General features: G+C 51.7%; 10 protein-coding genes. 3 read left to right on the forward strand and 7 right to left on the reverse strand.

The features are described 5' to 3' along the window. Nucleotides 1–17: 17 nt before the first annotated feature. The 3 genes from FDX04_RS05495 to malX all read right to left on the reverse strand — a co-directional run bounded on the left by FDX04_RS05495 (nucleotide 18) and on the right by malX (nucleotide 3458). Complete coding sequence (locus FDX04_RS05495; RefSeq protein WP_006684659.1) at nucleotides 18–203, reverse strand: general stress protein; 186 nt, start codon at nucleotides 201–203, stop codon at nucleotides 18–20. 479 nt (nucleotides 204–682) lie between these two features. Further along, the gene (locus FDX04_RS05500) at nucleotides 683–1855 is read right to left on the reverse strand and encodes a MalY/PatB family protein (protein ID WP_137370556.1); all 1173 of its coding nucleotides are present in this window, start codon (nucleotides 1853–1855) and stop codon (nucleotides 683–685) included. A gap of 10 nt (nucleotides 1856–1865) precedes the next feature. Next, nucleotides 1866–3458 carry a maltose/glucose-specific PTS transporter subunit IIBC gene (gene malX, locus FDX04_RS05505; protein WP_137370557.1) on the reverse strand — a complete coding sequence of 531 codons (1593 nt, stop codon included), beginning with the start codon at nucleotides 3456–3458 and terminating at the stop codon, nucleotides 1866–1868. Nucleotides 3459–3627: 169 nt separating this feature from the next. Between malX and FDX04_RS05510 the strand changes: the two genes are divergently transcribed. Next, the gene (locus FDX04_RS05510; protein WP_038640443.1) at nucleotides 3628–4656 is read left to right on the forward strand and encodes a Mal regulon transcriptional regulator MalI; all 1029 of its coding nucleotides are present in this window, start codon (nucleotides 3628–3630) and stop codon (nucleotides 4654–4656) included. A gap of 45 nt (nucleotides 4657–4701) precedes the next feature. Here the strand turns inward: FDX04_RS05510 and FDX04_RS05515 are convergent, their stop codons facing one another. Beyond that, entirely contained in the window at nucleotides 4702–6210 is a 1509-nt protein-coding gene (locus tag FDX04_RS05515) for a YdgA family protein (RefSeq protein WP_137370558.1), read from the reverse strand. A 106-nt stretch (nucleotides 6211–6316) separates the two neighbouring features. Next, on the reverse strand, nucleotides 6317–7492 hold the full coding sequence (gene manA, locus FDX04_RS05520) for a mannose-6-phosphate isomerase (protein WP_137370559.1): 1176 nt from the start codon (nucleotides 7490–7492) through the stop codon (nucleotides 6317–6319). A 262-nt stretch (nucleotides 7493–7754) separates the two neighbouring features. Here manA and fumB point away from each other — a divergent pair, with 262 nt between their 5' ends. Together fumB and fumC are read left to right on the forward strand one after the other, a co-directional pair. After that, nucleotides 7755–9401, forward strand: a complete 1647-nt coding sequence (gene fumB, locus FDX04_RS05525; protein WP_137370560.1) for a class I fumarate hydratase — start codon at nucleotides 7755–7757, stop codon at nucleotides 9399–9401. A gap of 142 nt (nucleotides 9402–9543) precedes the next feature. Further along, on the forward strand, nucleotides 9544–10947 hold the full coding sequence (fumC, locus tag FDX04_RS05530; RefSeq protein ID WP_137370561.1) for a class II fumarate hydratase: 1404 nt from the start codon (nucleotides 9544–9546) through the stop codon (nucleotides 10945–10947). On the opposite strand, the gene tus is transcribed toward fumC, so the two are convergent. Both tus and rstB read right to left on the reverse strand, forming a co-directional pair. Then, nucleotides 10944–11873, reverse strand: a complete 930-nt coding sequence (gene tus / locus FDX04_RS05535; RefSeq protein WP_137370562.1) for a DNA replication terminus site-binding protein — start codon at nucleotides 11871–11873, stop codon at nucleotides 10944–10946. The genes fumC and tus overlap by 4 nt on opposite strands. Nucleotides 11874–11947: 74 nt before the next feature. Next, nucleotides 11948–13249 (reverse strand): two-component system sensor histidine kinase RstB, encoded by a 1302-nt coding sequence (gene rstB / locus FDX04_RS05540; RefSeq protein WP_137370563.1) that lies wholly within the window; start codon nucleotides 13247–13249, stop codon nucleotides 11948–11950. Nucleotides 13250–13507: the final 258 nt, after the last annotated feature.

A 13507-nucleotide genomic window follows, 5' to 3' on the forward strand; every position in this document is an offset into this window, starting at 1 on the left:
GAAAATAACGCTAACTATCAGGAGTTGTCAGACTTACGGCCACCGCCGTGGCTGCTTTGCCCACCTTTTTTACCTGCTTCAGATGCGCGTTGTGGATCGTTTTTGAAGTTACCACCGCTATGTTGACCGCCTTTACGGCCCGCTTCTGATGCTTTTTCTCGGTCTTCTGCGAAGTTACCGGAACCACCACGATGCTCTGCCATATATCACCTCATATATCGGTTATGTCAGTCAGATACAAAAAATAATTTCGTATCCGTCGTTGTTCAAGGCTTAAAGTTAGCGGCTATTTGTATTAAGTCAAATTTAATGTTGATAGGCGAATCAGTCCGTATTGATAATTTTCAATGGATTGCGGGAAATACCGCTTCGCTTATTATGAATGATGTTTGATTAATAAATAATCGTAACCGTCTGAGAGTTAGAGGGAATAAAAATATGAGTGCTCAATCAGGATTATTCTTGTAAATTTTCTTAAATTATAAATAAATTATAAAACCGAAGCGCTCCGCTCAGACATAAAATAGCATTATTAAATGTCATGATATTCATTTTTGTCTACGCTCACCTTCTTTCCCCGGTGCAAGGGATAACGCGGCCTTTTCGACGATGCTGGATGAACAGGGTGGTAAAGCGTCAGGTAGAGAAGGCGCGCAATGAGGTTTTCATTGCGCAAACCTGTTTAACGTATTGTACGGATAGCGTTAATCAACCCCTGAACGCCTTTTTCAAGTTTTGAGCGCGGACATCCGGCATTCAGGCGCACAAAACCGCGTCCTTCTTCGCCGTAGGTGTACCCTGGCATGATGGCAACTTTCTGCTGGTGGATAAGCGCTTCCTGTAATGCGCGATCATCAATGTTAAGCGGACGCAGGTCAATCCACGCCAGATAGGTAGATTGTGGAACCTGCCAGCTCAGTTCGGGGAATGCGGCATTAAGCTCGCGGGCGACGTAATGCAGATTGCTGGCAAGATAATCCCGCAGCGCATCAAGCCAGCTTGCGCCCTGTTGATAGGCGGCAATATGAGCTGTCAGCGCCAGCACCGCAGGTGAGGAAAGACCATCGCGACCTTTTAATGCGCTGAGATAATCGTTACGGCTTTGAGCGTCTTCAATAATCCCGTAAGCCCCGGTCAGTGCCGGAATATTAAAACTTTTTGAGCCGGAAGTGAGCAGCGCCCAGCTGTCACGCGCGACGTTACTCCAGGGGATATGCGGCTGATCCCCCCATACCATATCCATATGGATCTCATCGGAAATGACTTTTACACCATGGCGCTGACACAGTTCCGCCATGGTTTCCAGTTCGTCGCGCCTCCACACCTTGCCCGTCGGATTTTGTGGGCTACAGAGCAGAAGAATTTTGCTCTCTGGACGAGACAGGGCATTCTCCAGTGCGGTCATGTCGCAGTACCAACCGTCAGTACGTTTTTCCAGTTCGACAGCGCGCACCACGCGCTGATTACCCTCAATAGCTTTGTAAAACGCGTCGTAAGCCGGGGTGTGAATAACCACCGCATCACCCGCGGAAGACCACTGGCGAATCAGCTCTGACACCATATAGATGACCGAGGGACCATATACCAGCGACTGAGGATCGATTTTTGTATTGTGACGCGTCAGAAACCAGTGCTGAATAGCCGCCAAAAGTTCATCATTTTTCCAACGGCTGTAACCCAACACGCCATGGGACAGGCGCTGGGTAAGCGCCTCAAGAATGCAGGGGGCAGTGGCAAAATCCATGTCAGAGATGGTGAACGGCAGAAGATCGGCTGAGCCAAAACGGTCGGCAACATAATCCCACTGGGTACACCAGGTGCCGTGTCGGTCCACAACCTTAGAAAAATCAAACATATTGTTGTCCTTAAGCCTGTACGGTGTTCATCAGAACCGCGATTTCGTCTTTCACTGACTGGACCTGCGGACCAATAACAACCTGAAGGTTATGCTGATTGAGTTGTACTACGCCAATGGCACGATTGTCCTTCAGAGCTTGTACGTTAACAAGCGACATATCTTTCACTGACAAGCGCAGACGAGTAATGCAGTTATCCAGGCTAACAATGTTTTCCGCGCCGCCCAACGCCGCCAGAATAGCTGGCACGTTATAACCCGATTTACCTGGCGCTCCAGCCATCACTTTTTCGATAGTGCTGGCCATTTCGACTTCGCGACCCGGTGTCTTCAGATTGAAGCGCGTGATGGCGAAGCGGAAGATAACGTAATACACCGCAAACCAGATAGCTGCGACGACAGGGACCAGATACCACTTGGTAGACAATCCATGCAGGATGCCGAATACCACGAAGTCGATCAGGTTACCGTCAGTGTTACCGATGGTAACGCCAAGCACCGCCATCACGGTAAAGCCGAGACCGGTAAGCAAAGCATGGATCACGTACAGAACCGGAGCCACGAACAGAAACAAGAACTCGAGAGGTTCGGTCGTACCACCAATTACACAGGCAATCAGACCGGAAATTAATAATCCTTTAATTTTATGACGATTCTCTGGACGTGCGCAGTGGTACATCGCTAACGCTGCACCCGGTAACCCGCCGAGGAACGCCGGCATTTTACCCTGGGACAGGAAGCGGGTTGCGCTTTCAGAGAAACCTTGCGTTGTCGGACAGCTCAATTGAGCCTGGAAAATAGTCAATGCACCGCTCACGCTATGACCACAGACTTCCTGCGTGCCGCCCGCTTCGGTAAAGCGGATCAATGCCACCAGAATATGATGCAGACCAAAAGGCAACAACAGACGTTCGCCGGTACCAAACAGCATAGGACCAAATTCACCTGCACTGTTGATGATGTGACCGAGTCCGGTAATGCCCATGGCGAAAACCGGCCAAATCAGGGGAATAACCAGACCGACCAGGCCCATCACCACCGAGGAGATGATGGGAACGAAGCGAGTGCCGCCGAAGAAGGCCAGGGCATCCGGCAGACGAATGTTATGGAAGCGTTCATGCAGCATCCAGACGATGATCCCAGCGATGACGGCGCCGAGGATCCCTGTGTCGATCGACTGGATCCCCAGAATATTTTGCACGTTGTTGGCTTTCAGGATCGCCGCATCAGTGGTGGGTAAGATGCCTTTGGCGGTTAACCAGAAGTTGACGGCAAGGTTCATTACCGCGTAACCGACAAAACCGGCAAACGCCGCCACGCCTTTATTCTCGCGCGCCAGGCCAAGAGGAATGGCAATACAGAACATCACCGGTAGGAAGCTAAACGCAAATGAGCCAACTTTGCTCATCCAGGTAAAGATGGCCTGTAGCACCGGATTTCCTAACACCGGGATTAACGTTAAGACATCGTGGCTGCTTAACGAACTGCCAATCCCTAACATGATCCCGCAAAATGAGAGCAGAGCCACGGGCAACATAAAGGTTTTGCCCAACTGCTGGAAAAATTCCCATAACGTTATTTTTGGTGTGGTTCTCGTCGTCATTAAACGACTCCTTGTAAAATCAGACTGGCTAATGATGGCGAGAAGATAAAACGTTTTACCTAATTTTAGTGCGGTATAAATCACATTATCGAACGATAATAGAGGGTATAAATATAAGTGATTGATAAAACGTTTTATCGGTCACGTTATCAGGGAGTTTTCTGTTTTTATGGCTATAGCCAAAAAAATAACGATCCATGATGTTGCGCTGGCTGCGGGGGTTTCGGTCAGTACCGTCTCATTGGTACTCAGCGGCAAAGGACGTATTTCATCAGCAACCGGTGAGCGGGTAAATGCAGCCATTGAGCAACTGGGGTTTGTGCGTAATCGGCAAGCATCAGCCCTGCGCGGTGGGCAGAGCGGGGTCGTGGGTTTGATTGTGCGCGATCTTTCTACGCCGTTTTACGCCGAGCTGACGGCGGGGCTGACGGAAGCATTAGAAGCCCAGGGGCGCATGGTCTTCTTACTGCATGGCGGCAAAGACGGCGAACAGCTGACGCAGCGCTTCACACTGTTACTTAATCAAGGGGTTGATGGCGTGGTGATCGCTGGGGCCGCAGGCAGCAGTGACGCGCTACAACAACTGGCCGCTGAGAAAGGGATCCCGGTGGTGTTTGCGTCACGCGCCAGCTATATGGATGACGTTGACACCGTCAGACCTGATAACATGCAGGCCGCGCAACTTCTGGTTGAACAACTGATACGTCATGGGCATCAGCGCATTGCCTGGCTGGGCGGGCAAAGCTCTTCATTAACCCGGGCAGAGCGCGTCGGCGGGTATTGTGCGACATTGTTAAAGTATGGTTTGCCGTTTCATAGCGACTGGGTGCTGGAGTGTTCATCCAGCCAAAAGCAGGCCGCGGAAGAGGTGACGGCGCTGTTACGCCGGAATCCCACAATCAGTGCGGTGGTGTGCTACAACGAAACCATTGCCGTAGGCGCCTGGTTTGGCCTGATGAGAGCAGGGCGACAGAGCGGTGAAACAGGCGTGGATCGCTACTTTGAACAGCAAATATCATTGGCCGGATTTGCTGATGTGGCGGAAAGCGCGCTGGATGACATTCCCATCATTTGGGCTTGCACGCCTGCCCGTGAAATGGGATACACCCTTGCGGAACGCATGCTACAACGCATTGGCCACGATGAAAGCCATTCGCGCAATCTGACGCTTGCCGCCCGACTGGTCGTCGCGAAATAAAAAAAGCCCGATAAGCAATGTTATCGGGCCTGTCGTAACGGATATTTACTGTTGCGGGGCTGCAGGAGCATCCGGCTCAGCAAAGGCAGGCATACCGAACATGCCAACAAACTCATCCAGCGACATTTTCTGTCCGTTAAGTGTTACCTGACCGTTCGCATATTGCAGGCTGGAACCGATAACGTTGTCCTGCAGCGTCGTAATACGGAACATCTGACCCATCGCCGCGAGGCCATTAACCTGCTGCTTCGCCAGACCCGCCGCTTCTTCCTGCTGATATCCTTCCAGTTTGGCAATCTGCGTCATGAATTCAGTCGCCATATCGACAGGGATCGTCAGCTTAGCATCCAGTGATTTGACGGAGCGATCCACTTCCTGGGCCAGCGTTTGCGGCTCTACGGTGTTTGCGGTCGGATCTTTTAGTAGTAGAGACAAATTAAAGGCGGTTTCACCTTTCGCATTTTTCCAGCTCAGCGGCGCAATAGTGATAACCGGTTCGCCTTTCATCAGAATCGGCAGGGCATTAAAGAAGGCTTCGGTGACTTTCTGCTGATATAGCTCCGGGTTTTGCACCACATCGATTTGTGACATCAACGCCTTGGTTTGGGCGCTATACTGCTGACTGAACTGGTGCAGGGCTTCACCATCAATCTGGCCCACTTTCAGCGTCAGTTTGCCGCTACCCATATCCTGGCCCTGCAGTTTAAGGCTGTTCAGGGTGTAATCCAGTTGGCTGTTGACGGTTTTACCCTCGTTGATCAGATCGGATTTACCATCGATACTCATGCCTTCCAGAACCGCCAACTCTTTACCCTCGACTGCAATCGACAGTTTTTCGAGTGACAACTTCTGGTCGCCAATACGCTCACCAAAGCTGGCGATACTGCTGGAACCCTCAGTTTTCAGGTTATTGAAGGTAATTTGTACTTTCTGGTTGTACTCATTGACCGCATTAACCAGACCACTTTGCGCATCGCCAGTTAGCGAAACTGCATTACCGTCTTTGTCAGCCGTAAACTGGAATTCCCCGCCGCTGAAGGCCACTTTTTCATCGCCATTCTCGTAGTTCAGCGGTTTGAGGGAGAGATCGGAACGGGTATCGCCGCTGTAACCGATACGGGAGTTAATGACGAATGGTGTTTCGCCTTTGGCAATATCGAACAGTGGTTTGGTGACGTCGTTATTCACCAACGTTGTTTTCACCGAGGCCATAGCGGGAACCAGATTCAGCGATTTCAGCTGTGCGAGCGGGAAAGGACCGTGATCAACTGTTTCATTAAGGACGATGCTTTGCCCTGGCTTCAGCCAGGAATCTTGCTGCCCGGTGATGGGTTTAACCACCAGTTGCAGTTGGCTATTGAACACGCCGCGCTGATAGTTTTGATAACTCAGTTCAATGCCCGCCTCAGGGGAGTAGCGTTTCAACTGATTGTTTGCCTGTGTCACCATCTCGGCGAGATGCGTTTCGAGTTTTTTACCTGTGTACCAGGCACCGCCCGTCCAGACGATACCCAGTGCAACCACTACACCCGCAGCTACCAGCGATTTTTTCATTTTGATATCCATAAAATAAAACCAGGCGTTTGAAGACGCCTGGAGGAGTGACTTGTCTTTAACTCACTACAGCTTAGCAAGAGTTGTTAAAAATATCAGTATCTTGCTACAGCTTGTTATAAACCCGAGCTAAACGGCCCTTGCCGCTGACGTTTACCGGCGATTCATTCGCACTAATAAAGGCCGACTCACCCGGCTGCAGGACCAGACGCTGCTCACCTTTGCTCAACACGGCTTCACCCTCAATGCAGAACAGAATTGCGGCGCTTTGCTGGCCGATCTCTGCACCAGTGGCCGTTAACTCATGTAGGGAGAAGGCGAAATCGTCGACCGGAATAGGGAAGTCCAGTTCACCATCTGTTTTAACCGGTGTGTTCAGCAACTGGTTTGCAGGCTTAGCGACAAACTTAACGTTGGCGACCAGTTCCGGGATATCAATGTATTTTGGCGTTAGCCCAGCGCGCAGCACGTTGTCCGAGTTCGCCATCACCTCCAGCGCCACACCTTGCAGGTAGGCGTGCGGGGTCTCGGCAAACAAGAACATGGCCTCGCCGGGATTGAGTTTAACCACGTTGAGCAGCAGTGGGGAAAAGAGTCCGCTGTCGTTAGGGTAGAAGTCGGCGATCAGGCGGATGGTTTGCCAGGGTTCGCCCTGCTGACTGTTCAGCGCCGATTTCAGGATCGCCAGCGCGTGGGATTTCTCCTCATCCTGCATATTCAGCAAGCTGGCGAAGAGATAGCTCAAACGCTCTGCACTTGGCTCCTGCAGGAAATGCGCAATAGCCGGATGCGCAGCGGAAACAGGTTGTAATAACGCAACAATATCGGAGAACTCACGAAAGGCGTTCATCGCCAGGAAAGGCGTTAAAGCAAAAACCAGTTCTGGTTTGTGGTTAGGATCTTTGTAGTTGCGCTCGGCGGCATCCATCGGGATCCCGGCGGCGTTTTCTTTGGCAAACCCGATTTCAGAATTGTGTTTGTTAGGATGAACCTGAATCGAAAGAGGTTGCGCAGCACAGAGCACTTTAAACAGGAAGGGCAGTTCACCAAAGCGTTCGGCAACGGCATCGCCTAATAGCGCGGATTTATCGCTTTCAATAACGTCGCGTAAAGCAACCGTCTGACCATCAGCGCTCTGAACTTGCGAACTGCTTTTTGGGTGCGCCCCCATCCAAAGTTCAGCCATCGGTTGCTGAGTTGGGTTGGCAATCCCATAAAGTTCCGTTAACGCAGTTTTACTTCCCCAAGCGTAGTTCTGCACTGAGTTGATGAGTTTTTGCATTCTCAAGCCCTGTTTGAATGTGGAATTTTCTCTGGCTATTAAACCAAGAAACCCTGAGGGAAGTAACCTGCACATGTAAAAAGTCGTACTTGTCTCAGTTTTTGTTAAAAAATTGTGTAGGATATGGTGACTCGCTTTTAATACCCTGAGTAATTCCGGTTGCAGAAAGCCTTACCTTCTCCAACCCGACCTACGGCAGGGAAGCAGGGCAACGGAACATCTGCCCAGAGAATAACCAGACCGAGCAGTAAGTGAGAGCACAATGTCAAACAAACCCTTTCATTATCAGCATCCTTTCCCCCTGAAAAAGGATGATACCGACTATTATCTGCTGACCAGCGACTATGTATCCGTTGCCGAATTCGAAGGGCAAGAGGTTATTAAAGTCGCGCCGCAAGCGCTAACCCTGCTGGCTCGCCAGGCTTTTCATGATGCTTCGTTTATGCTGCGTCCAGCGCATCAGCAACAGGTTGCCGATATCCTGCGTGATCCTGAGGCCAGTGAAAACGACAAATATGTGGCCCTGCAATTCCTGCGCAACTCCGACATCGCGGCGAAAGGTATTTTGCCGACCTGTCAGGATACCGGCACAGCGATAATCGTGGGTAAAAAAGGTCAGCGTGTCTGGACCGGCGGCGGTGATGAAGCGGCACTGGCGCGAGGGGTCTATAACACCTATATCGAAGACAACCTGCGCTATTCACAAAACGCCGCGCTGGATATGTACAAAGAAGTGAACACCGGCACCAACCTGCCAGCGCAGATTGACTTGTATACCGTTGACGGCGATGAATACAAATTCCTGTGTATTGCCAAAGGCGGTGGTTCGGCAAACAAAACCTATCTGTACCAGGAAACCAAAGCGCTGCTCACGCCGGGCAAATTAAAAAATTACCTGGTCGAGAAGATGCGTACGTTGGGAACAGCGGCTTGCCCGCCGTATCACATCGCGTTTGTGATTGGTGGTACGTCGGCGGAAGCCACGCTGAAAACCGTCAAACTGGCTTCGGCGAAATACTACGATGAACTGCCGACCGAAGGTAACGAGCATGGTCAGGCATTCCGCGATGTGGAGCTGGAAAAAGAACTGTTGATAGAAGCGCAGAATTTGGGACTGGGCGCCCAGTTTGGCGGCAAATATTTTGCTCATGATATCCGTGTGATCCGTCTGCCGCGTCATGGCGCGTCGTGTCCGGTTGGTATGGGTGTTTCTTGCTCAGCCGATCGAAATATCAAAGCTAAGATCAACCGTGAAGGTATCTGGATCGAAAAACTGGAGCATAATCCGGGTAAATACATACCAGAAGAGCTGCGTCAGGCAGGCGAAGGCGAAGCGGTGCGTGTTGACCTCAATCGGCCAATGAAAGAGATCCTGGCTCAGTTGTCGCAATATCCGGTGTCCACGCGTCTGTCGCTCAACGGAACCATTATTGTTGGTCGTGATATTGCGCATGCGAAACTGAAAGAACGTCTGGATAACGGCGAAAGTTTGCCGCAGTATGTTAAAGATCACCCGATCTATTACGCCGGCCCGGCAAAAACGCCTGAAGGCTATGCATCAGGCTCGCTAGGCCCAACCACTGCCGGGCGTATGGACTCGTATGTTGACCAGCTTCAGGCCGCGGGTGGGAGCATGATCATGCTGGCGAAAGGCAACCGTAGCCAGCAGGTGACCGACGCCTGTCATAAGCATGGCGGCTTCTATTTAGGCAGTATTGGCGGCCCCGCAGCGGTGCTTGCCCAAGGCAGTATCAAGAGTCTGGAATGCGTGGAATATCCTGAACTGGGGATGGAAGCCATCTGGAAAATTGAAGTGGAAGATTTCCCGGCGTTTATCCTGGTGGATGACAAAGGTAATGATTTCTTCAAGCAAATTCAGACGTCGCAGTGCGCACGCTGCGTTAAGTAACGTCAGCCGCCCTTTGGGGCGGTTTTTTTTTACCGCACGAACCACCAAACGACGGTTTAATCCTCGTTAATACTGATAAGACCAATGCAAGTGGGCAATGTCGAAACATAACCTAATCAATTGTTAATGTAAGGAGCAGGTAATGGTAACGGTACGCCGCGAGAATGATTCAATGGGCGCAATTGATGTTCCTGCCGATAGGCTTTGGGGCGCGCAAACCCAACGGTCGCTGGAGCATTTTCGTATCTCTACGGAGAAAATGCCGGTCTCGCTGATCCACGCGCTGGCGCTGACGAAACGGGCGGCAGCAAAGGTTAATTTAGATCTCGGGCTGCTGGCGGAGGATAAAGCCACCGCGATAATGCAGGCCGCAGATGAGGTATTGGCGGATAAACATCGCGATGAGTTTCCGTTGGCCATTTGGCAGACAGGTTCCGGCACGCAAAGCAATATGAATATGAACGAGGTGCTGGCAAACCGTGCCAGCGAATTGCTGGGCGGCGTGCGGGGAATGGAGCGAAAAATTCACCCCAACGATGATGTTAATAAAAGCCAAAGCTCGAATGATGTCTTTCCGACTGCGATGCATGTTGCCGCACTGTTGGCGCTACGCAAATCACTGATCCCACAATTAACGGTGTTGACCAAAACGCTCAGTGATAAATCCCACGCTTTTGCCGATATCGTCAAAATTGGCCGGACGCATCTGCAAGATGCAACCCCGCTTACGCTTGGCCAGGAAATTTCCGGCTGGGTCGCAATGCTCGAACATAACCTCAGACACATTGAAAACAGTTTACCTCATGTGGCGGAACTTGCGCTGGGGGGAACCGCGGTGGGAACTGGGCTGAACACCCATCCGGAATATGCTCGTCGGGTTGCGGATGAACTGCGGGTAATTACCTGCGCGCCGTTTGTTACCGCACCGAATAAATTTGAAGCACTGGCGACCTGCGATGCGTTGGTTCACGCGCATGGCGCGCTGAAAGGTCTGGCGGCATCGCTGATGAAAATCGCCAACGATGTACGCTGGCTGGCATCCGGTCCGCGCTGTGGTATTGGTGAAATTTCAATTCCTGAAAACGAGCCGGGTAGCTCCATTATGCCGGGTAAGGTCAATCCGACTCAGTGTGAGGCGCTGACTATGCTGTGCTGCCAGGTGATGGGCAATGATGTTGCCATTAATATGGGCGGGGCGTCAGGTAACTTTGAGCTTAACGTATATCGACCGATGGTCATCCACAACTTCCTGCAATCAGTGCGTTTGCTGGCGGACGGGATGGAAAGCTTTAACGAGCACTGCGCGACGGGAATTGAACCCAATCGTGAGCGAATCGACCAGTTACTCAACGAGTCGCTGATGCTGGTTACTGCACTCAATACCCATATTGGTTACGACAAAGCCGCCGAGATAGCCAAAAAAGCGCACAAGGAAGGGCTGACGTTAAAAGCATCTGCCCTTGCGCTGGGATATTTAACCGAAGCGGAGTTCGACAGCTGGGTACGGCCGGAACTGATGGTTGGCAGCATGCGGCCAGGCAGTTAATCCGCAACGTACAGGTGCAGTCGGGGAATAATCAATCTCAACGGCTGCGCCTGAGGTTTAAAACGATGCTGAACGTTGTCGGCATCGTAATTCAGTAACTCGCCGATATCGGGTACTGTCATGCCGTTGTCGTTGTTGATTAGCGCAATCAATGGCGTCGGGCAGGCGTATTGCACCTGTTTTTGTTCTCCTTTGTACCACACGCGAGCGATGGGCTGCACTTTTACCGGTCTTTTAATCTTCAGTTTTGCCTGCTGTGGCAGGGCTGCAATGTCCTGATATTCCCGCTCCAGCTTTGCCTGCCACTCTTCACGCGTCCAGGGATGTACGCTGCGCGGCGACGTCAGACTCTTTTCCAGTTGCTGCAGGACTTCATCGCGCTTCAGGTTTTTAATGATGTGCTTGTTAGCCCACCCAAAGCGCAGGGTGGCGGGTTCTTTCACCAGCGTGAGGGTACGGTAGGCATTCAGCGTAATCAGTCCCGGCAGGTGGCGATGCACCCATTCGAAACGTGCCGCCGGCGCCAGTTCCGATTCCACAGTGACAATGCGCTCAAACGTTGTTTTCAACTGGTTAATACGCTGTATTTGTTCTTCCAGAGCACACTGTGCCGCGTTATCCACCTGATAGCACAACACGCCAGGAAGACGGACGGCCGCTTTGCTGCTGCGGTTCTCAGATTGCTGCTGAATAAACAGATGGCGATAGTGACGCAGTGCCAGCGATTCAGCTTCTTTGCCTAAATGTTGTTTTACATCGATGCTCTGCAAAGGGGTATGTTCTGCCTCCTTGACGACTTCTGGTAACGAGAACACGCGCGCAATCAGCAGCGTCTGCTGCAACAAATTTTCGCTCAGAAGCGCCAATTCCTGTTCCATCTGGCGGAAGGTGCTGTTCAGACGGTCAACGAGATCGTAACGGGCCATGTGTTTTACCATTTTAGTTACAACATACTTTTTTATAGCACAACATCTGCCGCCTGACCACCGAGCGGTATGGGTCAGGCAGTGGGAAATTCAGGAATGTTATGCCAGACGGGCCAACTGAAAGAAAAACGGGCCCCGCCCAGTTCACTTTCATCGCAAACGACCGTACCGCCCATAGCCAATGCGATCGAGTGGACGATGGCTAACCCAAGCCCGCAACCACCGGTCGCCCGGTCACGACTGGGATCGAGGCGTACAAATGGCTCAAAAACTTGTTCGCGCGCCGCAGGTGCGATACCAGGGCCGTCGTCTTCCACGATCAGCGTTGCTTGATTACCGTCCAGTCGCAGACTGGCTTGTACCGTCGACTGGCAATAGCGCAGGGCGTTATTCAGCAGATTATCCAGCACGCGCTCCATCAGGCGCATGTCCAGCGCACCGTAGTCGCCACTCTGAAGATGGCGAAGGCGCACCGCATGGTCAGGATTGACGCTTTGCACATCCTCAAGATGGGTTGTCAGCCAAAGGGGCAGGTCGGGTACGCTGAGCTTCAATTCATTTTGGGGACGATCCAGCCGGGCGTAGGTCAGTAATTCTTCGATCAACGCTTCCAACTGGCCGATATCACGATTCAGTGCCTGAGATTCTTGCTCGGTGAGATTCTCACTCATCTCCAGTCGGTAACGTAAGCGTACCAGTGGAGTCCGAAGCTCATGGGCAATACCATCGATGAGCTGTTTTTTACTGGCGATCAGCGCATTGATATTGTCCGCCATCTGGTTAAACGCCACACCAAGACGCTCAAAACTGGAACCGTTATCAAAATGGAGGCGTTCACCCAGATGGCCTTCACCAAAACGTTGTGCTGCGGCTTCCAGTCGGAGCATTTCCTGCCAGTGGGGGCGCATCCAGATAAGCACCGGGAAGGCCAGTGAAATGGCAATGAACGCCATCAGCGCGACGTCCAGCAAGCGCATTTGATGCAGAAAATAGAGATAGGGAACCGGGCCAACGGCCAGCACGTAATGGCTGCGCGGGATTCGTTGAATAAAAGTGTACTGATCGTCGAGTGCGACAATATCGCCTTCGCGCAGGCGCTGCATGGTTGGGGCGTCCAGCGTGTATTTATTCAGCGGTTCAACGCGCAGATCAAAAGAGAGGTTCAAATCCATCTCCTTTAGCGTCTTACCCCAGTCACGTGGTGGGATCTCGCGCAGCTCACTGCGCATCAGGTACAACGAGCTTTTCATTAAATCGTCGAGCGACTGCCTGCCCGCGCGTTCTGCGGTGAATTTATATACCAGGCCGACCAACAGGGTCATAACCAGAAAGCAGACAAACAGCAGGAGATAAAACTGTACAAACAGCTTCTTCATGAAATATCACCGGAATTTCAATGATTTAATTAGTGCGCATCCACCTCTGGGGGCACCAGGGGGACACCCTTGTATCCCCCGATGCGCGGGTTCAGAAAGGCTATCCGATCACCATCAAGCGCGTTTATCCAGGCAGAGTACACTGTATAAACCATTTCTGCATTCTCGCGGCCCATCTGATTTGCAATAAACGCAGGGTTGGCCCCGGCGGAAAGCATCCAGCTGGCGTAGGTGCAAGAAGTTTTATGGTTCTTTCGC

Source organism: Citrobacter sp. wls615, assembly GCF_005281355.1.
GTDB lineage: Bacteria > Pseudomonadota > Gammaproteobacteria > Enterobacterales > Enterobacteriaceae > Citrobacter > Citrobacter werkmanii.